The sequence below is a fragment of the Ancylobacter sp. genome (genome assembly GCF_965279025.1).
Taxonomy (GTDB): domain Bacteria; phylum Pseudomonadota; class Alphaproteobacteria; order Rhizobiales; family Xanthobacteraceae; genus Ancylobacter.
In genome coordinates, this window is record NZ_OZ257132.1 from 2,823,574 (window position 1) to 2,848,044 (window position 24,471).

The window sequence follows — 24,471 nt, forward strand, 5'->3', positions numbered from 1 at the left end:
CCTTGGCGATCGGCCCCCGCAATGACAGCCCGTCCTGGTCGTGGGTCGGACAGTCCCTCGCGGATTTCCTCGCCGGCGAATTCGACGTCCGCATCTTCGACACCGTCACGGCTCTGCCCGACGCCGACCTCATCCTCGTGGTGAAGCAGCGGCCGCCCGCCTCCTTCATCGAGGCCGCGCTCGAACGCGCGGCGACCTGCTTCTTTGCGCCTGTCGATGTCTATCAGGATCCTGCCGAAATCGCCGCCGATGCGATTTTCCTCAAGCATTGCCGCACCGTATTCCTGCACGCCGAGACGCTGCGGCCTTTCCTTCAGCCTTTTGCCGGCCGGATATTGTCGGTGGAACATCAGGGTAGGTATACGCTCGGCGCGCCTGCCGCCTATCGGGAGACGGGCTTTCTTTTGTGGATCGGTGCCATCCAGCATCTTCCCTACCAACTCGCCTGGCTGGAGCGGCATCCACCGAAATGGCCGGTTCGCCTGCTGACCGATATCGGCTCCGCACCCGGTCGCCTTCAGGCCCATATTCTGGCTCGCTCGCTCGGGGTGCATTTCGTCATGGCGCCGGGTGCGATCAACGGGTTCGAGACCGAGGCCTGGAGCGAGGCCGTTCAATCTCAATGGATGCGCGCCTGCAAGGCGGCGTTCGACATCAAGGGCAGCAGTTTCAACCAGACGACGAAGCCACCGACCAAGGCCCAGAAATTCCTGGCCTCGGGCATTCCCTTCGGGTGCGATCCTGCGCATCCGGCGAGACACTATTTTGCGCCGCGCGGATTCGAGATCGTCGACGCCGCCGACGCCCGCCTGTACTCGGAGGATTACTGGCGGCAAGTACGCGAGATTTCGGGACCACTGCGCCGTGAGACAACGATGGAGCGGGTAGGCGCCCAATTTCGCGCAGGCCTGCTGAGTGGGCTCGCCGCATGAGGCTGCTAGTCTGGTGCAGCAGCTATGGCAACCTTATTGGCGGCGGCCCTGTCCTGGCGCCGCTATTGACGGCGGCCCTTGCGGAACGGGGACATGAGATCGTCGTCCTGACGGAGCGGCATCCCGCCACATTGCCCGCCTTCGAGCGCATTGGTGAAGTCGCGGTTCACCGTTTCACCTTCAAGCAAGCTCTCCAGAGCGGCCTGAAGCAGGTGACGGCCGTTCTGCGCGAGGTCGCGTCGATCAAGCTTGGATTCAAGCCCGACATCTCCTTCATTTTTAGCCCCGGAGGCGGAGACTATTTCTACAAGCTGACCGAGCGCATTCACACGACACCGCTGGTTATTGGTCTCCACGATTGCTTCCCGTCCGGGCGCTACCAGGCAGATGCCCTGCTCGGGCAATTGCTGAGATCGGCGCGAAGGGTCTGCGCATGCTCGGCGGCAACCTTGCAGCACGCACAGGCCCAAATACCGGAATTGGCGACGACCGGACGGGTCATTGTCAATGCCCTGCCTATGCCGAAGGAAGGGGACGTCCCGGCAGCGACACTCGGCAAGGACATCGCCTATCTCGGTCGCCTGGTACCTCACAAAGGGGTTCATTTTCTGATCGACGCCCTTGCCCTGCTAACGGGGCGCTTTCCGGAATTGACGTTGTCCATCGGGGGCGAAGGCCCTTCGCTCGAAGGGCTTCGCGCTCAGGCCGGCCGGCTTCGTCTTGCCGGCCGCGTCATCTTCAGAGGTGCCATCGAGCGCGCGGACATTTCCGCTTTCCTTGCACCCGCGCGGATCATCGTCGTTCCCTCCCTTGAGGAGCCGTTTGGACTGGTGGCGCTCGAAGCGGCCCAACTTGGTCGACCAGTGATAGCGAGTGCGGTGCAGGGATTGCCGGAAATCGTGCGCCACGAGGAGACCGGCCTTCTGGTGCCGCCCGGCGATCCAGTCGCGCTGGCCGACGCTCTGAAAACCCTGCTTCTCGATGATGCCGGGGCCGCGCGAATGGGATTGGCGGCTCGGAGGTGCGCTGCGAGCCTTTTCCGCTGGCAGGATTATGTCGCGGCAGTGGAGACAGTGCTGGATGAGGCGCGCCGATGAGTTTGCAAGCCTTTCCGCTTCAGGAGCTTCTCCCCTACCTGCAACCAGACGCGATAGACAAGGCAGTGCTGGCTGTTTGCCTTGCCTCACCGGATGACGTTGCAGACGACTGGGCAAGGCTGATCCATGCCGTCGGTTCCCTTCCCGCCTTGATGCGGCAGCGCCCGTTCCTGCGACGCCTATTGCCGCTAATCGGGCACCGCCTAGCCTCGGCAAACATCGAGCCGGACCGCGAAACCGCCGACCTCCTGAGCGCCTCTCAGGTATGGGAGGCCGCACGGACCGCGCGGATCTTGCAATTGCTGGCGCGGCTTGAGACCGGGCTTTCCAGCATGGCGGGCGCTTTGGTGATGCCGAAGGGGCCCCTTCTTGCCGAGCGAATCTATCCCTCCGTGTCGCTGCGCCATTGCCACGACATCGACCTTCTAATCCGCAGCGATAACCTCGCCGAGATCGAGACGGTTCTTTCGGATCAGGGGTTCTCTAGCGCGCAGAACTCACGTGATGAGGCACGACCCTATTTCCCTCGCATATGGACGCATAGGGACGGGCTACCGATAATTCTCCATGTGAACCCGTGGGACGGCGATCCGTTGACCGACCTCGGTTTCTTCGAGCGTGCCAGCCGACAGCGCGCCAACAAATCTCGACTCGTGCCACCATCGGACGTCGATCTCTTCGCCTATCTCTGTATGCACAGGGGCCTTTACCGCGATCCCGGCCGCGTGGGCTGGCTCGTGGATTGCGGTCTGCTGCTCGCATCCGATCCGCCGGCCGGTTCCTTCTGGCCCGCATTGCTGGATCGCGCCTGCGAGACCCGGCTGACCGCGCGCCTGTGCCTGAGGCTACATGTTCTGAATGCCAGCGGTGTTCGCATCCCCAATTCTGTGCTGGCTCGCATAGCGGTTCTTGCCTGGTCCGGCTGGCGTCAGGAGAGGATGTCCACCCTGGCCTGCATGGCGGACGAGACGAGGCTGGGGTCACGCGGTCTGTGGCGCGCGACGGGGTGGAGGACCGGTGTCTATGTGGTTCTTTCCGCACTGCGTGCCCGTCTGCCGGAGACGACGCAGCGGATCGCGGTCTAACTTAGGTAGAGCGCGCGTTCTGCCTGCCGCGTCAGAGGGCCCAGACCCCGGCTATGCGGAAGGGAAGCGGCTCGGAGAGGCACCTATCCGCATCGGGCAGGGACGGCGACAAAAAACATGTCGGCCGCGAAACCAGCACCAATGCCCCGGGCGCGGGATTGTCGCGTGGCAGCTTCACATGGAAAAGCCGCTCCGTCGCGCCGCTTCGCTTGCTGCTGCCGGTCTTGAACGCCAAACGAGCGACGGATCTGCCATCCGCGAAAGTCTCGATGAACACCCAACGCCTGGCCTTGGGACGCTCGACGGCAAGCCGCAGCACGAATTCTGAGCGCCCTTCTAGATTGCCGGGTCGAATTTCATGCCGGTCGGCAACCCCGCCGGAATCCGCGACAGGCGTCCTGCGGCCAAAGCGCCACCGAAGCGGCGCGCCGGGACGGGTGGGTCGCCCGTCGACAATGGGCGGAAAGCCACGCTTGACGAGCAGCCGGTTCGCCACGCGGTCCGTCGCCCTGTCAAGCAGGGTTCTGTCCTCCCAGTCGCGTATGTGGGCACGATATTTCAGCTTCTCGCCGACCGACGCTGAACTGGCGGCAAGGTCGGCTATCACCTCCGGGGGAACGGGAGCGCAGAGCGCCTGACGCATATAGCCGAGGCCGGCAAGGCAGGACGGGACGAGGCCACGCTCGCGGGCGATCCGCACGAGCCTGTCCCAATCGATCGCCTGTCGCTCCATGCGTGTCATGACATCGACGGCCCATGCGGCGCCGCGGCCGACGGCGGCATGAGCAAGAATGATCAGGAGCGAGTCTGTCGGGCTGGGAACCAGGAGCCGCCGCCCGGCGAGCGTGGCTGGTACCGCAGCATCCCAGAGAGCGGTTTCCAGCCGGGCCGAGTTGCTGGCGTAATGAAACGCTCGGGTATGGAAGTCGATCTCGCCATAACGCCCCTTGCGGAGATTGCCACGCTGCAGCGCCGTTTCCGCGCCTTTCAGATAAGCCGTCGATGTCCCGTCCACATGCTCCCAATCGGCCGCGTCGAGCGCCGTGAGGGCAGCGGTTGATTGCGCCGGAGAGACCAGAACATCAACGTCGCCCATCAACCGGCGCGAGGCGGCGGCGAGGCCCTCCGCATATTGGGCGGCGCCCTTGAAGACCATGAAGGTGATTCCGGCTTCAAGGAGGATATCCAGAGCGGGGATCGTTTCGCCGATCTTGAGTTGGGTATGAAGCCAGTGCGTGCGGACGAGACGCTCGACAGACGGGCGAAGCGGCGCGTCCGGATCGAGCGTCGCCAGGCGCAACCCGAGCGGCGCCAGCAGCTTCGTCTCGTGTGGTGTGATATCCGAGAGGTCCCGCATCGCCGACCAGCGCCGCCACGCCCCAAGCGCGATGTCGTCCGGGGCGAGCGTCGCGCGCAGCAGCAGATCGGTCCAGCCGTCGGGCCAGCTCGGCGCTCGCCTCAAGGGGGAGGTTTCTGTCCCGGTCGGCACTTGAGAGCTCCATTTCATGCCGGCAGACGTCGCTGATCGAGCGAGACCGGAACCGCGGGAGGGGCGCGACAACCGTTTCAGCCGGCATTGTAAGGCGGCCCTCCTTGTGAGGTAAAGCGCTCCTCTCAGTTCAGGCGGTCCCGGAATGGTCTCGGATCAGTAAGCTGGAAAATTCCGGATAGAGGGTCCAGAGTACCGGTTGCGAGTCGGCCCGCCTGAGGCGCGTTACGCAGGCCATTCATCACGTCTTCGGGCAAAACTGCCGCTGATCCACCGTCTCAAAGACGCGATGCCTAAGCTTGACGCGGCCTCCGTCTAGGAACGGAGGCGCATCCTCTGGCACGCCGGGCGATGGCGGTGATGCTCCTCGCGGCAATGAACCGCCCGGCGGCCGCGTCGGTACGTAAGGGAGCGCTCTCTCCTGTGAAGCGCGCGCCGGGGGACTTGAAGCCACCGTCCGGCGCCCTTATGGTGCCGCCACCTGCGCGGGCGTAGTTCAATGGTAGAACGGCAGCTTCCCAAGCTGCATACGAGGGTTCGATTCCCTTCGCCCGCTCCAGCGCCAACCGTCGCTTTGCCCGCTTCCAAGCCAGCCGCCGAAGTCCGCGTGCGCTGCCGGTCGGGCGAACATATCCGCCCTCACGTCGTATCCGCCACTGCACGCCTGCCCGATTGGCGGCCGTGAGCCGATGAGCGGTGGCCGGCTCGGCTGCCGGGGGCCACCACCGGCTCGCGAAAAAAGCCCGTCGGCGGCTCCATTTTCGGCTTGCGATCGCGCTGTATCGCGGCCCCCCGTAGCTGGCGACCGTCGAGCCTGCACGCCGCCGTTCGAATCCGCTCTGCAGTGCGCAAAAGGGAAGACCCGTGCGGTGTGCCGGCGCAGGGTGCGGCGGGCAAGGCATCGGTCCACGGGTCCTCCATGAGTTCGATCGGCATCATTCTCCTGCTGCTGGCAGGCGTCGTAACCACGCACTGGCTGGCGCGGGCGGTGGGCGGGCGCGTCGCCCTGCCATTGGTGCAGATCGCCGTCGGCGCGGCCCTCGGCTACACCGGCGTTCTGTCGGTACGGCTGGAGCCGGAGCTGTTTTTCCTGCTGTTCCTGCCGCCGCTGCTTTTCCTGGACGGCTGGCGCGTGCCGCAGCAGGACCTGAAGGATAACGCCGTCACCATCCTGTCGCTCGCTTTCGGGCTGGTTTTAATCACCGTGCTCGGCATCGGCCTGATGGTGCATCTGATGGTGCCGGCCATGCCGCTCGCCGTCTGCTTCGCGCTGGCGGCAGTGCTGTCGCCGACCGATATCGTCGCCGCGACCTCCATGATCACGGATATGCCGATGCCCCGCCGCGTGCTGCGTATCCTGGAGGGCGAAGCACTGTTCAATGATGCCTCGGGTCTCGTCTGCCTCCGGGTTGCGGTGGCGGTGGCGATGACCGGGGTGTTCGATGTGTGGTCGACTGCCGCGCACCTGCTCTGGGCGGCGGTCGGCGGCGTTGTCATCGGCCTTGCGCTCAGCCGGCTGATCTCGCTCGCGAAGTTATGGGTGGCGACGCAGCTCGGCGAGGACACCTCCTCGCAGATCGTCATCAGCCTGCTGACACCCTACGCCGCCTACCTCCTAGCTGACGCGCTGGGCGGCTCGGCGGTGCTGGCGGCGGTCGCGGCGGGCATGATGATGAGCCGCATAGAGGTCAGCGGAAAATTGCTCGCCGTCACGCGCATCCGTCGGAGCGCGGTGTGGGAGACGCTGCAATTCACCCTCAACGGCGCTATCTTTCTGCTGCTCGGCGAGCAGTTGCCGGGCATTTTGTCCCGCGCGGAGCTCGGCGCTGCCGAAAGCGGCCATCGTGGCCTGGAGTGGCTGGCGCTCTACGTGCTGGCAATTACCGTGGCGCTCGCGGCAATGCGCTTTTGCTGGGTGTGGGTGTCGGTCATCATCTGGAGGTGGCGCCATGGCATGCTGTCAGGGTGGGATGCGCTGCCGAACTGGCGGCTGGTGGCCACGATGTCGACGGCGGGCGTCCGCGGCGCGGTCACCCTCGCCGGCGCGCTCAGCCTTCCGCTGGCGCTTCCCGATGGGATGCCCTTTCCCTCGCGCGATCTCGTCATTCTCATCGCTGCCGGCGTGATCCTGGTCTCGCTTGTCGTCGCCAATGCCAGCCTGCGCCCGCTGCTTCGCGGGATCGAGGTGCCGCCGGAGCCGCGCCTCGACACGCAGGAGCGCAGCGCGCGCGTCGAGGCCGCCAAGGCTGCGATCGCCGCCCTGGCGCAGGTGAAGGATGGAGCCAAGGGGCGCGCCGGGCTTCCGGATGCCGAGGAACTTGCCGCCATTGCCTTGGTCGCGGACTATTACCAGCACCGCCTGTCGCAGTTGCAGCCCGCCGAGCCGACTCGTGCAGGCGCGGAGCCCGTCCATAGGGAGGAGCACCTGCATGTGCTCGCCGTACGGGCAGAGCGAGCCGCGATCGCGAGCATGGTCCGCGGGCACCGCATCTCGAACGATCTGGCGCACAAGCTGCTGCGCGAAACAGATCTGGCCGAAGCGGCCTTCCAGACCGCATCCGAAGCCTGACGCGGGCTTCTTGGCTCCGCCTGTCGCCGCTATCATTCAGTCTGCGCCAGCCGAATCGGTCGGGCCGGAACCAGGAGCCACCATGAGCCAGGATGCCCTCGTCTTCTACAGCGCGGTGGACGACGCGCAGGCCTGGCGGACCGCGTTGACCGCCGAATTGCCCGATCTCGATGTGCGGATCGACCCGGATGTGGGCGATGCCGCCGACATCCGCTATGCGCTGGCCTGGGCGCCGCCGGCGGGTTTCTTCGCACGCTTTCCCAATCTCGAACTCGTCATCAATCTCGGTGCCGGCGTCGACGCGCTGATGAAGCGCGACGATCTCGTGCCGGTGAAGTTCGCGCGCCTCAACGATCCCGGCATGGAGGCGATGATGGCGAGCTACGTCATCTTCGCGGTCACCCGCTATGCCCGTGACATTCCCGTGTTCGAGCGGGCCAAGCGGCGCGGTGAATGGGAGTATGTCCATCCCCGACCCCTCTTCGAGATCAAGGTCGGCGTGCTCGGGCTGGGCGAACTTGGTGCCGCGGCGGCGAAGGCGCTGGCGGGGATGGGCTTCACCGTGACCGGCTGGTCGCGCAGTCCCAAGGATATTCCCGGCGTCACGGCACTCACCGGCCGCGAGGGGCTGGAGCGCGTGCTGGCCGAGAGCGAAATCGTCGTGTGCCTGGTGCCGCTTACGCCGGACACCCATCATTTGCTCGGCGCGGCCGAGCTGGCCCTCATGCAGAAGGGCGCCAAGCTGGTGAATGTTTCGCGCGGCGCGCTGGTGGACGAGTTGGCGCTGGTCGAGGCGCTGCGCTCGGGCCATCTTGCCGAGGCGACGCTCGACGTGTTCGAGACCGAGCCTTTGCCGAACGGGCATCCGCTGTGGACGCTGGATAATGTGCTGATCACGCCGCATGTCGCAAGCATCACGGTGCCTGCACTGGCCGCCCGCGACGTGGCGGAGAGCATCCGCCGCGTGCGTCGCGGCCTCGCTCCGCTGCACGAAGTCGATCCGCGCCGGGGTTATTGACGCGGGCGGGGCTTCGGCATTCTTGCGGGATCCCAGGATCCCAGGATCTCGGGTGAGGTATTCGTGATAGGCTGGCGAAACCGGGCTCAATTCGCGAGAGCGGCGCGACCCGCAGTCGGTAAGTGATCGGTTGTACTGAGAGCATCCTTCTCCATCAGGCTGTTCCGTCCCATCGGAAAGAGCCTTCGAGGCAGACACGCATGGCGCAAGCGGCGAGCGGCAACGGCACGGTCTGGACATGGGTTGCGATGGTCGCCGGCCTCCTCATGACCGCTGCGGCGATAGGCCTGTGGGCACGCCACGGTGCGGCCGTTTTCTTCGACATGCTGACGGCCGGGATCGCCTATTGCTTCTAGGCCTATGAGAGAGTCCTTGGCGTTGGCCGAAACGGCCTCGCCCACGTCATTGTGGTGCCATGTCAAACCGTCGCGTTCTGCTGCTTCTGGCCGCTTTTGTTGTCGGCGCCGTCGTCATTGTCGCCAGCGCCCTGGCCTTGCTGCCGCGTGGAGCGGGCACGGTTACGAGCCAGGTGGCCATTGGCGGGCCGTTTGAACTCGTCGATCAGAACGGGAAAACGGTAACTCAGGAGGCGTTCGCCGGCACGCCGATGCTGGTGTTCTTCGGCTTCACCCATTGCCCCGATATCTGCCCGACCTCTCTGTTCGAGATGTCGCAGCTCTTCGAGGTGCTGGGTCCCGATGCCCGCAAGGTGACGGGGCTGTTCATCACCGTCGATCCCGAGCGCGACACGCCGGAGGTGATGAAGTCCTATCTCGGCAGCTTCCACCCCAGCATCCAGGGGCTTTCCGGTACGCCGGAACAGGTCGCCGCCGTGACCCGGGCCTACCGCGCCTATGCCAAAAAGGTGCCGACGCAGGGTGGCGACTACACGATGGATCATACGGCCATCGTCTATCTGATGAGCAAGGATGGTCAGTTCGTCGCGCCATTCAACCTGAAGCGACCTCCGGAGGAGGCTGCGGCTGAACTGCGGCGCTATCTCTAAGGGCTGCTCACATCCGAGGTAGGTGCCCGTCCTTCATCGCGCTGGCGCCTGCTGCGCTCGCGAGGGCGCACCGCCCGGTCGGAAGAAGCCCTGAGCCGCACGACGGGCCGCAGCCGCGGGCGTCGGCGAGAGGTGCGCGCCAGCCCGTGATCGGTCTTCTCCCAGTGATAGGGCGCGCGGACAAGCTGCAGCAGGGCCCGCCACGCGGCCACTGAGGTCATGAGCCAATACAGCGGCATGAGGGCAAGAACGCGTGCGATGCCCGGCACGCCGCGGCGCTGCATGCCCAGCACCGTCGAGAAGGTTGCGCCCAGGAGGCCGGCGACCAGTACGCCGGACCACACGGCATCGAGCACGGTCGTCATCAGCGAGCGAGCACCCGCCGGCCCCACGACCAGATCGAGGAGCAGCGAGGCGATCAGCACCGGATGGAAAAGCGCCGCCGCCGTCCCGCTGCCCAGCAGGAACAGCAGCGTCAGCATACCCGGCACTCCGATGCCCCTCGCCAAAAGGCGGGGGTGCCGGGCATGGACCAGCAGCGTCTGCATCCATCCCTTGTGCCAGCGGGTGCGCTGGCGCATCCAGGTTCCCAGCGAGCGTGGGGCTTCCTCGTCCGTCGTCGAGGCGATGACCGCCGTGCCCCAGCCCGCGCGGGCGAGCCGGACGCCCAAATCGGCATCTTCGGTGACGTTGAAGGGGTCCCATCCGCCGACACCCTCCAGCGCGGCGCGGCGAAAATGGTTGGACGTGCCCCCGAGCGGCAGCGGCAAGCCGCAGCCGCCCAGCATCGGCAGCACGACATCGAAATAGCTGGCATATTCGGCGGCGAACTGCCGTGTGATCCAGCCGTCGGCGAGATTGTCTATGACCAGCCGCGCCTGCACGCAGCCGACGCGCTCGTTGCCACGCTGTTGGAGAACGCTGCAGACCTGGCGAAGCTGCAGCGGGTCAGGAACATCCTCCGCATCGTAGATGCCGATCACCGTGCCGCGCGCGAAGGGGAGGGCGGCGTTCATCGCCTTCGGTTTGGTTCGCGGGCCGACATCGGGCGCGACGATCACCTGGAAGCCGGGCCGGTCGGCCTGCTGAGCCAGCGCGCTGGCGGTCTGCTCGTCGTCAGCCTCGATCACGAACAGCACCTGGAGTTTTTCGCGGGGGTAATCGAGCGCCGCCAACGCCTCCACCAGCTGCGGCACCATGCGGGCCTCGCGGTAAAGCGGAACAATCAGTGTGTAGCGCGGCAAGGTCGGGTCGTGCCGCGCGGGCTGCGGGGGCGCCTGGGGCGGCGCCGTACAGGCCGTCAGCTTCAGGGTGGCGCTGCCAAGAAGCATCACGGCAATAATTGTCGCAGGCGCCCACGAGCCGGGAAGAGCGGCCGTTGCCGCGGCCAGAAACAGCGCGGCGACCGCCACCACGGCGAGCGCAAAAGCCCAGCGCGAGAGGGCGAGCGTCCCCGCCGACAGGTCGGGGTGTCGATCGTGCAGTTCAAAGGCGGCGCGCCAGCCGAGATGCGTCGCGAAACGTCGCCGGACGAAGTCGGCCAGCCGCTCGGGCGTGGTCAGGCTCACCAGGGGACGCAAAGACGGGCGTTCATCCAGCGTCGCGGCCAGCCGGCGCAGCTTCAGCCCGCGCGCGGCCATGACCAGGCGGCCTTCCGGCGTGCGCATCACGCCGCTGCGCAGCAGCGCGGCGATGTCGCGGGGCTCACATCCGGCAGGGGTGCGAAACAGGGGATCGTCGAGCGGCTGAAAGGGGATACCCAGCTCATGGGCGGCCGCGCGCGCCACGATGTCCGGCGAGGCATGGCCGCCCGCGAGCAGGGCCTCGTCCACGCCGACGCCGAGCCGGTTCGCGCGGCGCAGCGCATAATGGACGACGTTCGGCTCCAGTCGTCGGCCGACACCCGCGGCCTCGACGGGAACCCCGGTCGCGCTGGCCGGGTCGGCTGTGCCCGAAGACTGCCGGCGCACCACCTGTGTCATGCGTCAGCCCTCGCCTAGTCGACGCCGAGACGGTAGAAGAGCGCGATGGCGCGGCAATTGCCCAGTCCAGCGCGAGGCCAGTGTGCGGTATATTCGTCCGGTAAGTAAATACGGTATGCGCCTCTTGGTTGCGATCACACTTGCCTTCGCGCTCGCATCGCCTTTCACGGCCGCGCGCGCCCAGTCCGGCGCCGCACCGGCCGCTGCCGCAGGTATCGAAGCTTCCGTGATGGTGCCCGGATTCTGGGACCCCAAGCGACGGCCGGAGCGGCCGGACGTGACCCGCCTACCGGTACAGATTCGCTTCGTCACGACGGAGGATTACCCGCCGTTCAGCTTCCGAGGCGGGGATGGTCGCCCTACAGGGTTCAATGTCGACGTGGCCCGCGCCATCTGCACGGAACTCGCCATCCGCTGCACGCTGGAAATCCTGCCCTTCGACCAACTCGTCGAGGCGCTGGAGAGCGGCAAGGCGGATGCGGCCATCGCCGGCATCGCAATTTCCGCCGCGTCCCGCGAGCTGATCGATTTCTCCGACCGTTATTTCCGTTCGCCGGCGCGTTTCGTCTCCCGTCGCGGCGATGTGGGGCTCAAGGTCACGCCGGATGCGCTGGCCTCGAAATCCGTTGGGGTCGTCGCTGATACCGCGCACGAGGCCTATCTCAGCGACTTCTTCAACGAGATTGCTATTCGCCGCTTTCCCGATGCCGACGCGGCGCGCGCGGCGCTGCAGAAGGGTGAGGTCGACCTCGTCTTCGGTGACGGCGTGCAGCTGGCGCTGTGGCTCAACGGCACGGCGTCCGCCAATTGCTGCGCCTTTGTCGGCGGGCCGTTCACGGAGAGCCTGTATTTCGGCGAAGGCATGGGCATCGCGGTGAAGCGCGGGAATGACGCGCTGCGCCAGTCGTTGAACTACGCTCTGGCCCAGCTCTGGGAGGAGGGGGTCTACACCGACCTCTATCTGCGCTGGTTCCCGATCAGCGTTTATTGACGCGGGGCGACACACTACCTAGAGACATTCCCCCCGGAGGCGGCGCGGCCGCCTTTGGTTTTCGGGCATTGCGCCCCAGGAGGGCAGACCATGACGGCGACCGCTCCGGTCGAGGATGTTGCAGCCGAATTGCGCACGCTGGCGGAATCTGCCGGCGCGTGGCCGTTCGAGGAAGCCCGCAAGATCGTCGAGCGCCTGAAGCGGAAACCGAAAGCCGAAGTCCTGTTCGAGACCGGCTACGGCCCCTCGGGCCTGCCCCACATCGGCACGTTCGGCGAGGTGGCACGTACCACCATGGTGCGCCACGCCTTCCACGTGCTGACCGAGGGCAAGATCCCCACGCGCCTGCTGTGCTTCTCCGACGACATGGACGGCATGCGCAAGATCCCGGAAAACGTGCCGGATCCTGCGGCGCTGAAGCCCTATCTGCAGATGCCGCTCACCAAGGTGCCGAACCCGTTCGGCGGCGGATTTGCCAGCTTCGGCGACCACAACAACGCGATGCTGCGCCGCTTCCTCGACACGTTTGGCTTCGATTACGAGTTCGCCAGTGCCACCGAATACTACTTCTCCGGCAAGCTCGACCCGGTCCTGCTGAAGGCGGCGGAGACCTACGAGGCCATCATGGACGTGATGCTGCCGACGCTGGGCGAGGAGCGGCAGGCGACCTATTCGCCCTTCCTGCCGATCTCGCCGGTTTCGGGCCGCGTGCTCTATGTGCCGCTCAAGGCCGTCGACGCCAAGGCCGGCACCGTCACCTTCACAGACGAGGACGGGGTGGACAAGACCGTCCCTGTCACCGGCGGCCATGTGAAGCTGCAGTGGAAGCCGGATTTCGGCGCCCGCTGGGCGGCGCTCGACGTCGATTTCGAGATGTTCGGCAAGGACCACCAGACCAACGCGCCGATCTATGATCGCATCTGCGAGGTTCTCGGCGGCGTTGCGCCCGAGCACTTCGTCTATGAGCTGTTTCTCGACGAGAACGGTCAGAAGATCTCGAAGTCGAAGGGCAACGGCCTGACCATCGACGAATGGCTGACCTATGCGAGCCCGGAGAGCCTCGCGCTTTACATGTTCCAGTCGCCGCGCTCGGCCAAGAAGCTGCATTTCGACGTTATCCCGAAGGCGGTCGACGAGTATTTCGGCTTCCTCGCCCGCTACCCGACGCAGGATTGGAAGAACCGGCTCGGCAATCCCGTCTGGCATATCCACGCCGGCAATCCACCGGCGGAGGAGTTGCCGCTCAGCTTCGGCCTGCTGCTCAAGCTCGCCTCGGCCTCCAACGCCGAGGACAAGGCCGTGCTGTGGCGCTTCATCGAGCGCTATGCGCCCGGCACGTCGCCGCAGACCCATCCGATTGTCGACCAGCTCGCTGGCTATGCCGTGCGCTACTTCATCGATCGGGTTAAGCCACGCCGCACCTTCCGCCTGCCCGACGAGGTGGAGGCGCAGGCGCTGGCCCGTCTCGACGCCGCGCTGGCGCTGCTCGACGGCTCGGATCGCGACGCCGTGCAGAACGCCGTGCTCGATGTCGGCCGCGCCGAGCCGCGCTATCAGGACCACAAGCGCAAGAGCCCGACGGGCGGGCCGGGCGTGACCTTCGCCTGGTTCAGCGCGCTCTACGAATTGCTGCTCGGCGAGAAGGAAGGCCCGCGCTTCGGTGGCTTCGTCGCCGCCTACGGCATCCCGGAGACCCGGGCGCTGATCGCGCGGGCGCTGTCGGGCGAACTGGCCAGCGGCGCGGCGTAGCGCGGCGCCGGCCGGGAGCATCCCAGCCGAAGGAGGGATGCGTGCCATGCCGAAGCGGCGTCAGGGACAAATCGACCTGCGGGTAGACGACCCGCAGCAATTGCTCGACATGCTGGACCCCTATCCGTTTCGCGAGCGCGGGCTCGACAGCGAAGTGGACGCGTATATTTGCGAGCATGCCGAAGAGGTGCCGCCGCAAACGCCGCTTGCCATTGCCGTTCATCTGCCGGTCATCTCGGCGGACAGCGTCCTGGCGCAGAGCCTGCCGGGTGTTTTCCGGCAGAATTTCGAGCAGCAGGCCGAGCGGCGCAGCAACGCGCTGACCCGTCTGTTCGCCGAGGGGCGAAAGGCGTTGGCGATAGGCCTGCTGGTGCTGGGCCTGTGTCTCGTCGTCGGTCAATCGCTCGTCAACATCTTCCCGGATTCCCGGCTCGCGGGCGTGGTCATGGAAGGCCTCGTCATCCTCGGCTGGGTGGCGAACTGGCGGCCGATGGAGATCTTCCTCTTCGACTGGTGGCCGCTGGTGCAGGAGCGCCGGCTGTATCGCCGCCTCGCGCAGGCGCCGGTGACGATACGGGCGCGACCTCCCGCGCACTGACGGCAGGCTATGCCGGAGACCGCGCCGCCAGCGCTTTCTCGCGCAGCGCGGTGAGCGAGGTGGTGGGGCTGATCGCCTCCGCGTCGAGCTTCACATGGACGATGGAGGGCATGCCGGACGCGAAGGCCGCGTCCAGCGCCGGCGCGAATGCCTCATCCGTCTCAACCGTGACCCCGAAGCCGCCGAATGCCCGGGCATAAGCGGCAAAATCCGGGTTTCGCAGCGTCGTGCCGAAGACGCGCGTGGGATATTCGCGCTCCTGATGCATGCGGATGGTGCCGTACATGCCGTTGTCGATCACGACCGCCACTATGGGCGCGCCATATTGCACCGCCGTGGCGAACTCCTGTCCGGTCATCAGGAAGTCGCCGTCGCCGCACACCGCCACCACGGGTGTGTCGGGCTGCGAAATCTTGGCTGCCACCGCCGCCGGCAGGCCATAGCCCATCGATCCCGAGGTGGGGGCGAGCTGCGTGCCATAGGCGCGGAAGCGGTGGAAGCGATGCACCCAGATGGCAAAGTTTCCGGCGCCGTTGCAGATGATCGTCTGTTCGGGAAGCGCGCGCAGATAGCGCACCAGCGTCGCCATCTGCACCGCGCCGGAGTTGGCGGGCGGTTCTTCGGTCCAGTCCAGATAATCGGCGCGCGCCTGCGCCCGCCAGTCGCTCCACGGCAGCTCGTTCGGCGGCTGTACCCCTTCCAGCGCGGCGGCGAAGGCGCCGGAGGAGGCGTTGATCGCCAGTGCCGGCTGGTAGACCCGGCCAAGTTCCTCCGGGTCGGCATGCACATGCACCAAGGGCACGCCTGGGTCGGGAATGCCGAACAGGCTGTAGCCCTGCGAGGGCACCTCGCCGAGCCTTCCGCCCGCGAGGATGACGAGATCGGCACTCTTTAGCCGGGAAAGCAGTTTTGGGTTGAGCGAAAAGCCGATATCGCCGGCAAAGCACGCATGGTCGGCAGGGAAGAGCATCTGCCGGCGGAAGCTAACCGCGACGGGCAGGTCGAAGCGCTCGGCGAAGCGCTCGACCGAGGCGACGGCCCGCTCATTCCAGCGGGCGCCGCCGAGGATCATCACCGGGCGCTTTGCCGCCCAGAGCAGGCGCTGCAGCCGCATCATGTCGGTTAGGCCCGGCCAGGTCTCGGCGGGCTCCACCGCAGGTGCGTCCGGCACCTCGGCTATCTCGCTGAGCACGTCTTCGGGAAGAGCTATGACCACCGGTCCCGGCCGGCCCTGCATCGCGACGCGAAAGGCGCGCGCGACGATTTCGGGAATGCGCGCCGCCTCGTCGATCTCCACCGCCCATTTGGCGAGCGGGCCGAACACGGCGCGATAGTCCACCTCCTGAAACGCTTCGCGCCCGCGCATGGCGCGGGAAATCTGCCCGACGAACAGGATCATCGGCGTCGAATCCTGCTGCGCGATATGGATCCCCGCGCTCGCATTGGTGGCGCCCGGCCCCCGGGTGACGAAGCAGATGCCCGGTCGGCCGGTGAGCTTGCCGCAGGCCTCCGCCATCATCGCCGCGCCACTCTCCTGCCGGCAGATGACGAAATCCACGTCGCTGTCGGACAGCGCGTCGAGCACGTCGAGATAGCTTTCGCCCGGCACGCCAAAAGTGCGGGAGACGCCATTGGCACGAAGCGCATCGACGAGGATGCGGGCACCGGTGCGGGGGGCGGGGGAGGGTAGGGAGGTCATGATCGGGGACTCAGAACGCAAAAAGAGGGGTGAGTTTAGAGCCCGGCGCGCGGGAACGCGAGTAGCTTGCGGCGGGGTCGAGGCCGGTTCTCAAGCGAAGCCGATCCACCGCCCGGCGACCAGCACAGCGAGCCAGAGCACCGCTGAGGCGGCCGCCGAGGCACGAACGCCGCTCGTCAGCGGCTCTCCACGCAGGGCCGCAGCATAGGCCGGGTTGGCGTGCTGGACGACCACATTTATCAGCGCTATCGCCAGCAGGGCCAGCTTGATCAGGAAGGCGGTGTTCTCCGCATATTCGGCCGGTCGCACCGTGAACAGCCACAGGCCGGTCAGCACCGCGAGGCCGGCGCCAAGCGCCGCCACGCGCGCCTGGAGCGGACCGACCACCGCCAGAGGCACGCGGCGCAGCCCGCCCAGCAGCCGTAGGTCGAGCACCAATATCGAGCCCAGCAGCAGCGCCATGCCGAGAATGTGGGCGCTGTTCACCAGCAGATAGGCGATCCAGGACGCCCGCAGCCAGCGGGCGCCGGGCCAGTCGCCGAGGGCTGCCAGCAGGCCGGGCGCGTCCTCCATGACAGCCTCAGTTGCTGCCGATCCGCTCGGGATACATGTCGTAATTCTTGCCGGCGAGAGTGATGCGCACCGCCTTCATATGCGCCTTCGCCTCATCGCGGTTGCGATTGCCCAGCACGGTGATGGCATCGCCCGGCTTGGCGGTGTCGCCGGTGAAGCCGGAATTGGCGGTCTGGCGGGGATTGCCGAGATCGACCTGCCAGAGCGTGCCATCCTGCGCCGTCACCTGCAGCGAAGGGTGCGGCGGCGCCATGGAGATGGTCTTGATGGTGCCTTCCAGCGTCATCTTCTCGCTGTTCGCCCAGCCCCAGCCGTGATGGGCGAGAGCGGGAGCAGAGAGGACGGCGAGGGCGGCAAGGCCGCCGGCCATGCCCACGCCCGTGGGAGAGCGGCGGCTGGTGCGATAATGGAAAAAGGACATTGAAGCGGCTCCTGTCGTTACGGAAGTCGCTTCAAACTATGGGGCGGCGGCGCAAGCGGGCGAGAGGTCTCCCGCTCACTTCTGCGCCAGCGCGAGCGGACACCGCCCCGCTCGCCGCTCCATCGTCACACGTCGACGCTGGCGCGCAGGGCGTTGTCTTGGATGAACTCGCGGCGCGGTTCCACCACGTCGCCCATCAGCCGGTTGAACAGGTCGTCGGCGTCGGCGACCTCCTTCACCTTCACCTGCAGCAGCGAGCGGGCGTCGACATCGAGCGTCGTCTCCCAGAGCTGCTCGGCGTTCATCTCGCCAAGGCCCTTGTAGCGCTGGAGCGCGATGCCCTTGCGGCCGGCATCGGTGACGGCGTCGAACAGGTCCATCGGGCCGAAGACCAGCGTTTCCGTGCCCTTACGGCGCATGGTCGCCGGTTCGGCGTGGACTTCCTGCAGGTCGGCGGCGAGGCTATCGAGCCGTCGCGCTTCGGCCGAGCCGACGAAGGTGGTGTCCAGCACCGCGACTTCCTTGACGCCGCGCACGGTGCGGGTGAAGCGGAAACCGGCGCCATCCGCCTCGCCAGTCCAGCCGCGCTCGGTGTCGTCGGCGATAAGGTCGAGGCGCTGGGCGACGATCTTGGCGATATCGGCGGCGCGTTCCTCCTCGACGAGGAGGCCCGGCGTCAGGGCGCCGGCGATCGCCGCCTGTTCCACCACGGCGCGGTTGTAGCGCGGGTGGAGCCCGTTCATCACATGGCGGAAGGAGCGGGCGCTTTCCAGCACATGGTGAAGATCGGCGCCGCCGCGCACTTCGCCTGATGTGAGCAGCAGCGAGGCGTCGTCGAGGCCCTGGGTGATGAGGTAGTCTTCGAGCGAGCGCTCATCCTTCAGATATTGTTCGGATTTGCCACGCGTCACCTTATAGAGCGGCGGCTGGGCAATGTAGATATGCCCACGATCCAGCAATTCCGGCATCTGCCGGAAGAAGAAGGTCAGCAGGAGGGTACGGATGTGGGAGCCGTCCACGTCCGCGTCCGTCATGATGATGATCTTGTGGTAGCGCAGCTTGCCGACATTGAAGTCGTCACGGCCGATGCCGGTGCCGAGCGCGGTGATCAGCGTGCCGATCTGCTCGGAGGAAAGCATCTTGTCGAAGCGCGCGCGCTCGACATTCAGGATCTTGCCACGCAGCGGCAAGATGGCCTGGAACGCCCGGTTGCGGCCCATTTTGGCGGAGCCGCCGGCCGAGTCGCCCTCGACGATGAAGAGCTCGGACTTGGCGGGGTCGCGCTCCTGGCAGTCGGCGAGCTTGCCGGGGAGGGAGGCGACGTCGAGCGGGTTCTTGCGGCGGGTGAGTTCGCGCGCCTTGCGCGCCGCCTCGCGGGCCGCGGCGGCCTCGACGACCTTGGTCACCAGCGACTTGCTCTCGCCGGGGTGCTCCTCAAGCCATGAGCCGAGCGCATCGTTCACCAGCGACTCGACCACCGGGCGCACCTCGGAGGAGACCAGCTTGTCCTTGGTCTGCGAGGAGAATTTCGGGTCCGGCACCTTCACCGAGAGCACGGCGGTCAGGCCCTCGCGGCAATCCTCGCCGGTGGGGTCGACCTTTTCCTTCTTGGCGATGCCGGAGCGCTCGGAATAGCCAATGATCTGGCGCGTCAGCGCGGCGGCGAAACCGGTAAAATGCGTGCCGCGGTCGCGCTGCGGAATGTTGTTGGTGAAGCACAGCACGTTCTCGTGGTAGCTGTCATTCCACGAGAGCGCGCACTCCACCATGATGCCGTCGCGCTCGGCGCGGATCACGATGGGCTTGGGCAGCAGCGCTTGCTTGGAGCGGTCGAGATACTGCACGAAGGCTTCGACGCCGCCCTCATACATCATCTCCTCGCGCTTGATCTCGGGATGACGGGCGTCGGTCAGGACGATTCGCACGCCCGAATTGAGGAAGGCGAGTTCGCGCAGCCGGTGCTCCAGCGTGCTGTAGTCGAATTCGATATGGGTGAAGGTGTTGGGGCTCGGCACGAAGGTGACCATGGTGCCGCGCTTGCCTGCGGGGGCCGGGCCCTTCACGGCCAGCGGCGCCTCGGCGTCGCCATGGCGGAAGCGCATATGGTGCTCTAGCCCGTTGCGCCAGATCGTGAGGTCGAGCGTCGTGGACAGCGCGTTCACCACCGAGACGCCGACGCCGTGCAGGCCGCCAGAGACCTTGTAGGAGTTCTGGTTGAACTTACCGCCAGCGTGCAACTGGGTCATGATGACCTCGGCCGCCGATACGCCCTCTTCATCATGGATGTCGGTAGGAATGCCGCGGCCATTGTCGGTCACGGTGACCGAGCCTTCGGCGTTGAGCGTCACCGTCACCTCGTCGGCATAGCCGGCAAGCGCCTCGTCGATGGCGTTGTCCACCACCTCATAGACCATGTGGTGCAGGCCGGAGCCGTCATCGGTGTCGCCAATATACATGCCCGGGCGCTTGCGCACGGCGTCGAGGCCGCGAAGCACCTGGATCGACTGCGCGCCATAGTCTTCCCCGTTTGCGTTGGGGGCCGGTGCGTTGTCGGGTTCGGACATGGATGAAGCTCTTCGAATCGTTTGAATTGATTGAGATTTATACCGCAATCGCGCGGTTATTTCGTGGCGGTGCGTGCCTGCCCGGCGGCCACGCCTGCCAGCGGCAGGTTAGCCATTAGACAACCGGCCGCGCAAGGAAGCGCAGGCGAGCAATATCGTTTCTATATAGAGGTTTTTGCCTTTATTTTCAAGGACCAAGCCTAGGGAAAGGGCAGCGGCTCGACATGCCCGGGCGTCACCGAGAAGCGCTCGGCCCGGCCGGCAAGCGCGGCGAAGGCGGAAGGGTCGGCACCGGTCATCCACACCTGTCCGCCCAGCGTGTCGAGCGCCGCAAACAATGCGGCGCGGCGTTCGGGGTCGAGATAGGCAACCACGTCGTCGAGCAGCATCACCGGCGCGATGCCGGACATCTCCGCCACCAGCCGGGCATGGGCGAGGGCGAGGCCGATCAGCAGCGCCTTCTGCTCGCCGGTGGAGCCCTGTCCGGCGGGGATGGCTTTCGGGCCGTGGCCAACCAGAAGGTCGGTGAGGTGCGGTCCCTCCAGCGTACGGCCGGCCGCCCGGTCGCGCGGGCGCATGGACCGCAGGGCAAGCCGATACTGGTCCTCGACGAAGGTGGCCGGCTCGCGGGCGAGGGCGCGTTCCACCTCGCCTTCCAGCGCCACCGTCGCCCAGGGAAAAAGAGAGGCCTCGTCGCCGCCCTGGTCACGCCCCTGCGCGATGCCGGTGGCAAGACGGCGAACGGTCTCCATCCGCGCGGCGGCGACCGCGATGGCCAGCGCGGCCAGTTCCTGCTCGACGGCATCGAGATAGCGCGGATCGGTCGAGGTTTCCTCCAGCAGCCGGTTCCGCGCCCGCAGCGCACGCTCCAGAGCGTTCACCCGCGCTCCGTGCTCGGCATCGACCGCCAGCACCAGCCGGTCGAGAAAGCGCCGCCGCTCCGAAGGCGGGCCGAGGAACAGCCCGTCCATCTCGGGCGTCAGCCAGACCACGCGCACATGGGCGGCGAAGGCGGCGGCGGAGCCCATTGTCTCGCCATCGATGCGGCAGCGCCGCGCGCGGGCCTCGCTGTCGGCTTCGACGCCGGTGCCGAGTGTCACCTCGCCATAGGCACCTTCGACCACGGCGGAAACCGCCCATCCGGAGGCGTGGGTGCCATCCGGCTGGCGGGCGGCGAACTGGTCGAGGTTTGCCCGCCGCAGCCCGCGCCCGGGCGCGAGCAGGGAGATGGCTTCGAGGAGATTGGTCTTGCCGGCGCCGTTCGGGCCGATCAGCACGACCGGGCCATGGCCGACCCGCAGTTCCGACTGATGGTAGCTGCGGAAATCGGTCAGCCGCAGGCGGGCGATGCGCGCCGGCGATGTCGCGCGCGCGATCACACGCGCATCGGCATCAGCACATAGAGCGCGCCGCGCTTGTCCGGGTCCTGCACTAGCGTGGGGGAGCCGGGATCGGCGAGCTTCAGCTCCGCCGTGCTGCCCTCGATCTGCGAGGTGATGTCGAGCAGATAGCGGCTGTTGAAGCCGATATCGATCGGCTCCGACGCGTACTCGACTTCAATCTCCTCGGTGGCGCTGCCCGAATCCGGATTGGTGACGGAAAGGGTGAGCTTGCCATCGCCGATGGAGAGCTTCACCGCCCGCCCGCGCTCGCTGGCGACCGTCGAGACACGATCGACGGCGGAGGCGAAGTCTGCCTTGTCGACGATCAGCGTCTTGTCGTTGCCGGAGGGGATGACGCGGCCATAATCGGGGAAGGTGCCGTCGATCAGCTTGGACGTCAGCACCACGCGATCAAGCGAGACCCGGATCTTGGCCGTGGAGAGTTCGACAGTCACCTCGGCATCGGCATTTTCCGCGAGGCGCTGGATTTCGGCGACCGCCTTGCGCGGTACGATGACGCCGGGCATGCCGACCGCGCCGGAGGGGGCCGTGGTCTGCGCCTGCGCGAGGCGGTGGCCGTCGGTCGCCACCGCACGCAGCACCGGGCCGCCGGCATCGGCGACATGCAGGTAGATGCCATTCAGGTAATAGCGGGTCTCTTCGGTCGAGATGGCGAACTGGGTCTTGTCAACCAGCCGCTTCAGCTCGCCCGCCGGCAGGGTGAAGCTATGCGTCATCTCGCCGGCGGCGAGGTCGGGGAACTCGTTCTCCGGCAGGGTCTGTAGCGCGAAGCGCGAGCGGCCGGCGCGGACGGTGAGGGTGCCACGATCTCCGGAGGTCTCGATCTGCACCTGTGCCCCCTCGGGCAGCTTGCGCACGATGTCGTAGATCGTGTGCGCCGGCACCGTGGTCGCGCCTTCCTGCTGCACTTCTGCGGCGATCGTCTCGACGATCTCGATGTCGAGGTCGGTGGCGCGCAAAGCGAGCCCGCGCGGATCGGTTCGCATCAGCACGTTGGCGAGGATCGGAATGGTGTTGCGCCGCTCGACCACACGATGGACGTGGGCGAGAGACTTGAGCAACTCGGCCCGCTCGACAGTGACCTTCATGGCCGGGACACCCGTGGCTTTACGAGAAAGGGAACGCACACGAGGCACGGGCGGCCGAACGATGCCCGGCCACGCGCCCCGGGGCAGCGGCGCGGGTGCGCCGCCGGGGGCGCCGACATTGCCGCCACTGGCGTACCAAGGCAAGCGGCGCACCCCTTGGATGCGCCGAAATCATGGGGAAATCTACGGGGATAGTGGGGAGCACCCCGCCGGGCGGCGCTTTCGGCTATTCCTCGTTGACCAGCCGCTTCAGCGTCTCCACCTCGTCGGCCAGCGCGCGGTCGGTGCCGACGAGACCGTCGATCTTGCGCACCGCGTGCAGCACGGTGGTGTGGTCGCGCCCGCCGAAGCGCCGGCCGATTTCCGGCAGCGAGCGCAGGGTGAGCATCTTGGCGAGGTACATCGCGACCTGGCGCGGCTTCACCACATTGGCGGTGCGGCGCTGCGAGAGGATGTCGGCGCGGCTGACATTATAGTGCTTGGCGACGACGCGGAGGATGTCGTCCACCCGCACGCGCTTGGGCTCGCTGGAGCGCACGAGGTCGCGCACGGCGGTCTCGGCCATCTCCAGAGTGATGGCGCGGGAGGTGAGCTGGTTATGCGCCAGCAGCCGGTTCAGCGCGCCGTCGAGGTCGCGGCCGTTCTGGCCGCAATTGCGGGCGATGAAGTTCAGCACGTCCGGCGGTACGCCGAAGCCGGGATGCTGGTGGGAAAGGGTGGCGATGCGGGCGGCGAGGATTTCGAGCTTGAGCTCATCGTCCAGCGGCGCGATCTCGACCACGAGGCCGCCGGCGAGGCGCGAGCGTACCCGCTCCTCAAGCGCATCCAGCTCCGCCGGGGGGCGATCGGCGGCGATCACCACCTGACGACCGGAATCCATCAGCGCGTTCAGCGTGTGGCAGAATTCCTGCTGCACGCTCTTGCCCTGCAGGAACTGCAGGTCGTCGATCACCAGCGTGTCGATGCCGCGCAGCTGCTCCTTGAAGGCCAGCGACGACTGGCTCTTCAGCGCGGCGACGAAGCCGTACATGAAGCGCTCGGCGGTGAGATAGACGACGCGGCGGCCATGTGAGGCACCATCGGCGGCGATCGCCTGGAGAAGGTGCGTCTTGCCCAGGCCAACGGCGGCGTGGAGATAAAGCGGGTTGAACACCGGCCCGCTGCCGGCCGGCGCATGGGCAACCTTCAGCGCGGCGGCGTGGGCAAGTCGGTTGGAATCGCCAAGCCGATAGGTGGAGAAGGTCAGGCGCGGGTCGAGCGGCGACCCGTTGGCGACCTCGGCCGGGTTCGACATGGATGACACGACGACGGTGCCCGCCTCGGATTCCACCGAAATCGGGGCACGCACGATCGTGCGTACCGGAGCGGGCACAGCACCGGGAGCGCGCATCACAGCGGTGCGGACGATGAGCTCGACGCGGTCGGCGGAGCCCTCTTCCTGCCAGAGCGCAATGAGCCGCTCTATATAGTGCTGCTGAATCCAGGTCTTCAGGAAGCGCGTGGGGACCGACAGGCGCACGAAGCCGTCCGTGATCCCGTCCAGCTCGATGCGCGGGAACCAGCTCGAATAAACTTCTTCCCCGACTTCCGCGCGCAGGCGGCGGCGAACCCGATCCCACGCCTCGCGCGCATCCGTGTCCAGCACGGCTCGCGCACCAGCGCGCGCCGCAACGCCGGGGAACTGGCCTTGGCCAGAGGATTCGATGCCATCTTTGAACATGCTTGCTCCGCGCTTCTTGTGCGGTTGTTGGGACGCACGAGAGGGGCCGTCTGGCATGGCCGCAGGTGCGGTCATGGCGACGACAGCTCGTCAGTGCGAATGAAATCGCGGGCGCCGCGCGGGGGCGGCCCCTCAAACGCCGGGCGACGTCCTTAGACGACCCGCGTCACCACCTCAATCGGCAGCCTTTGCCAAAGCGTGAGGCTCACACGAAACGCATCGTAACTGAGGGTCCAGAGTCTCATCGACACAGACGCCATCCACCGTCGAGACGGCAGGGCAATCTGGGCACGCACCCTCTCGTGCGCTCATTCGCGTGGTCATAGCAGCCCCTTTGCGGCAAGGTCATTGCCGCCCTTAATAGTTCTGATTGTTCTGATGGAACTATAAATTCGCAACACTACGCATTACGCAGACAGAAACTTCTTCGGAAGGCCCGTCATTTCATAACAGCGCCAGAAATCTCGGAAGGCTGGGGTCATCAATA

At 66.6% G+C, this 24,471-nt stretch carries 19 protein-coding genes and 1 tRNA gene; 11 read left to right on the forward strand and 9 right to left on the reverse strand.

All coding sequences use genetic code 11. The annotated features are described in order from the left end of the window. Positions 1 to 2 precede the first annotated feature (2 nt). Genes ACQY76_RS12930 through ACQY76_RS12940 form a run of 3 tightly spaced genes read left to right on the forward strand, consistent with a single transcriptional unit; the run spans position 3 to position 3,114 of the window. Entirely contained in the window at positions 3 to 932 is a 930-nt protein-coding gene (locus tag ACQY76_RS12930) for a hypothetical protein (RefSeq protein WP_428029146.1), read from the forward strand. After that, entirely contained in the window at positions 929 to 2,029 is a 1,101-nt protein-coding gene (locus tag ACQY76_RS12935) for a glycosyltransferase family 4 protein (RefSeq protein ID WP_428029147.1), read from the forward strand. Before ACQY76_RS12930 ends, ACQY76_RS12935 begins: the two co-directional genes overlap by 4 nt. After that, the gene (locus ACQY76_RS12940) at positions 2,026 to 3,114 is read left to right on the forward strand and encodes a nucleotidyltransferase family protein (protein ID WP_428029148.1); all 1,089 of its coding nucleotides are present in this window, start codon (positions 2,026 to 2,028) and stop codon (positions 3,112 to 3,114) included. Before ACQY76_RS12935 ends, ACQY76_RS12940 begins: the two co-directional genes overlap by 4 nt. 31 nt (positions 3,115 to 3,145) lie before the next feature. Here ACQY76_RS12940 and ACQY76_RS12945 read toward each other — a convergent pair whose 3' ends face one another. Then, positions 3,146 to 4,603: a nucleotidyltransferase family protein gene (locus ACQY76_RS12945; protein WP_428029149.1), complete on the reverse strand. Its 1,458-nt coding sequence runs from the start codon at positions 4,601 to 4,603 to the stop codon at positions 3,146 to 3,148. Between the two features lie 485 nt (positions 4,604 to 5,088). Here ACQY76_RS12945 and ACQY76_RS12950 point away from each other — a divergent pair. From ACQY76_RS12950 to ACQY76_RS12970, 5 genes are all read left to right on the forward strand, one after another. Further along, positions 5,089 to 5,162 (forward strand) — tRNA-Gly (locus tag ACQY76_RS12950). Positions 5,163 to 5,591: 429 nt separating this feature from the next. Next, positions 5,592 to 7,172 (forward strand): Na+/H+ antiporter, encoded by a 1,581-nt coding sequence (locus ACQY76_RS12955; RefSeq protein WP_428029150.1) that lies wholly within the window; start codon positions 5,592 to 5,594, stop codon positions 7,170 to 7,172. A gap of 82 nt (positions 7,173 to 7,254) precedes the next feature. Beyond that, a complete protein-coding gene (locus ACQY76_RS12960) occupies positions 7,255 to 8,190 on the forward strand; it encodes a 2-hydroxyacid dehydrogenase (RefSeq protein WP_428029151.1) in 936 nt (311 codons plus the stop codon). A gap of 200 nt (positions 8,191 to 8,390) precedes the next feature. Next, a complete protein-coding gene (locus ACQY76_RS12965) occupies positions 8,391 to 8,546 on the forward strand; it encodes a hypothetical protein (RefSeq protein WP_428029152.1) in 156 nt (51 codons plus the stop codon). Positions 8,547 to 8,605: 59 nt separating this feature from the next. Continuing rightward, positions 8,606 to 9,196, forward strand: coding sequence for an SCO family protein (locus tag ACQY76_RS12970; protein WP_428029153.1), 591 nt, complete (start codon positions 8,606 to 8,608; stop codon positions 9,194 to 9,196). On the opposite strand, the gene ACQY76_RS12975 is transcribed toward ACQY76_RS12970, so the two are convergent. Beyond that, on the reverse strand, positions 9,193 to 11,178 hold the full coding sequence (locus ACQY76_RS12975) for a glycosyltransferase (protein WP_428029154.1): 1,986 nt from the start codon (positions 11,176 to 11,178) through the stop codon (positions 9,193 to 9,195). The genes ACQY76_RS12970 and ACQY76_RS12975 overlap by 4 nt on opposite strands. A 229-nt stretch (positions 11,179 to 11,407) precedes the next feature. On the opposite strand from ACQY76_RS12975, the gene ACQY76_RS12980 reads away from it, so the two are divergent. From ACQY76_RS12980 to ACQY76_RS12990, 3 genes are all read left to right on the forward strand, one after another. Continuing rightward, positions 11,408 to 12,169 (forward strand): transporter substrate-binding domain-containing protein, encoded by a 762-nt coding sequence (locus ACQY76_RS12980; RefSeq protein ID WP_428033006.1) that lies wholly within the window; start codon positions 11,408 to 11,410, stop codon positions 12,167 to 12,169. Between the two features lie 90 nt (positions 12,170 to 12,259). Next, positions 12,260 to 13,918: a lysine--tRNA ligase gene (locus ACQY76_RS12985; protein WP_428029155.1), complete on the forward strand. Its 1,659-nt coding sequence runs from the start codon at positions 12,260 to 12,262 to the stop codon at positions 13,916 to 13,918. Between the two features lie 46 nt (positions 13,919 to 13,964). Continuing rightward, positions 13,965 to 14,516 carry a hypothetical protein gene (locus ACQY76_RS12990; RefSeq protein ID WP_428029156.1) on the forward strand — a complete coding sequence of 184 codons (552 nt, stop codon included), beginning with the start codon at positions 13,965 to 13,967 and terminating at the stop codon, positions 14,514 to 14,516. Positions 14,517 to 14,523: 7 nt separating this feature from the next. Here ACQY76_RS12990 and ACQY76_RS12995 read toward each other — a convergent pair whose 3' ends face one another. The 7 genes from ACQY76_RS12995 to dnaA form a co-directional block, all read right to left on the reverse strand. Then, positions 14,524 to 16,215 (reverse strand): thiamine pyrophosphate-binding protein, encoded by a 1,692-nt coding sequence (locus tag ACQY76_RS12995; protein ID WP_428029157.1) that lies wholly within the window; start codon positions 16,213 to 16,215, stop codon positions 14,524 to 14,526. Positions 16,216 to 16,305: 90 nt separating this feature from the next. Next, positions 16,306 to 16,788 (reverse strand): DUF6644 family protein, encoded by a 483-nt coding sequence (locus ACQY76_RS13000; protein WP_428029158.1) that lies wholly within the window; start codon positions 16,786 to 16,788, stop codon positions 16,306 to 16,308. Positions 16,789 to 16,795: 7 nt separating this feature from the next. Then, on the reverse strand, positions 16,796 to 17,158 hold the full coding sequence (locus ACQY76_RS13005) for a DUF6152 family protein (RefSeq protein ID WP_428033007.1): 363 nt from the start codon (positions 17,156 to 17,158) through the stop codon (positions 16,796 to 16,798). 176 nt (positions 17,159 to 17,334) lie between these two features. Then, complete coding sequence (gene gyrB, locus ACQY76_RS13010; RefSeq protein WP_428029159.1) at positions 17,335 to 19,773, reverse strand: DNA topoisomerase (ATP-hydrolyzing) subunit B; 2,439 nt, start codon at positions 19,771 to 19,773, stop codon at positions 17,335 to 17,337. Between the two features lie 200 nt (positions 19,774 to 19,973). After that, positions 19,974 to 21,152 carry a DNA replication/repair protein RecF gene (recF, locus tag ACQY76_RS13015; RefSeq protein WP_428029160.1) on the reverse strand — a complete coding sequence of 393 codons (1,179 nt, stop codon included), beginning with the start codon at positions 21,150 to 21,152 and terminating at the stop codon, positions 19,974 to 19,976. Continuing rightward, a complete protein-coding gene (dnaN, locus tag ACQY76_RS13020; protein ID WP_428029161.1) occupies positions 21,149 to 22,264 on the reverse strand; it encodes a DNA polymerase III subunit beta in 1,116 nt (371 codons plus the stop codon). Before dnaN ends, recF begins: the two co-directional genes overlap by 4 nt. Before the next feature lie 226 nt (positions 22,265 to 22,490). After that, positions 22,491 to 23,984 (reverse strand): chromosomal replication initiator protein DnaA, encoded by a 1,494-nt coding sequence (dnaA, locus tag ACQY76_RS13025; protein WP_428029162.1) that lies wholly within the window; start codon positions 23,982 to 23,984, stop codon positions 22,491 to 22,493. Positions 23,985 to 24,471: the final 487 nt, after the last annotated feature.

What these genes read in the sequence shown, in the direction of transcription:
- ACQY76_RS12935 (WP_428029147.1), top strand. Translation starts at nt 929, where the DNA reads ATGAGGCTGCTAGTCTGGTGCAGCAGCTATGGCAACCTTATTGGCGGC.
- ACQY76_RS12940 (WP_428029148.1), top strand. Translation starts at nt 2,026, where the DNA reads ATGAGTTTGCAAGCCTTTCCGCTTCAGGAGCTTCTCCCCTACCTGCAA.
- ACQY76_RS12960 (WP_428029151.1), top strand. Translation starts at nt 7,255, where the DNA reads ATGAGCCAGGATGCCCTCGTCTTCTACAGCGCGGTGGACGACGCGCAG.
- ACQY76_RS12965 (WP_428029152.1), top strand. Translation starts at nt 8,391, where the DNA reads ATGGCGCAAGCGGCGAGCGGCAACGGCACGGTCTGGACATGGGTTGCG.
- ACQY76_RS12970 (WP_428029153.1), top strand. Translation starts at nt 8,606, where the DNA reads ATGTCAAACCGTCGCGTTCTGCTGCTTCTGGCCGCTTTTGTTGTCGGC.
- ACQY76_RS12975 (WP_428029154.1), bottom strand. Translation starts at nt 11,178, where the DNA reads ATGACACAGGTGGTGCGCCGGCAGTCTTCGGGCACAGCCGACCCGGCC.
- ACQY76_RS12980 (WP_428033006.1), top strand. Translation starts at nt 11,408, where the DNA reads ATGGTGCCCGGATTCTGGGACCCCAAGCGACGGCCGGAGCGGCCGGAC.
- ACQY76_RS12985 (WP_428029155.1), top strand. Translation starts at nt 12,260, where the DNA reads ATGACGGCGACCGCTCCGGTCGAGGATGTTGCAGCCGAATTGCGCACG.
- ACQY76_RS12990 (WP_428029156.1), top strand. Translation starts at nt 13,965, where the DNA reads ATGCCGAAGCGGCGTCAGGGACAAATCGACCTGCGGGTAGACGACCCG.
- ACQY76_RS12995 (WP_428029157.1), bottom strand. Translation starts at nt 16,215, where the DNA reads ATGACCTCCCTACCCTCCCCCGCCCCCCGCACCGGTGCCCGCATCCTC.
- ACQY76_RS13000 (WP_428029158.1), bottom strand. Translation starts at nt 16,788, where the DNA reads ATGGAGGACGCGCCCGGCCTGCTGGCAGCCCTCGGCGACTGGCCCGGC.
- ACQY76_RS13005 (WP_428033007.1), bottom strand. Translation starts at nt 17,158, where the DNA reads ATGGCCGGCGGCCTTGCCGCCCTCGCCGTCCTCTCTGCTCCCGCTCTC.
- gyrB (WP_428029159.1), bottom strand. Translation starts at nt 19,773, where the DNA reads ATGTCCGAACCCGACAACGCACCGGCCCCCAACGCAAACGGGGAAGAC.
- dnaN (WP_428029161.1), bottom strand. Translation starts at nt 22,264, where the DNA reads ATGAAGGTCACTGTCGAGCGGGCCGAGTTGCTCAAGTCTCTCGCCCAC.
- dnaA (WP_428029162.1), bottom strand. Translation starts at nt 23,984, where the DNA reads ATGTTCAAAGATGGCATCGAATCCTCTGGCCAAGGCCAGTTCCCCGGC.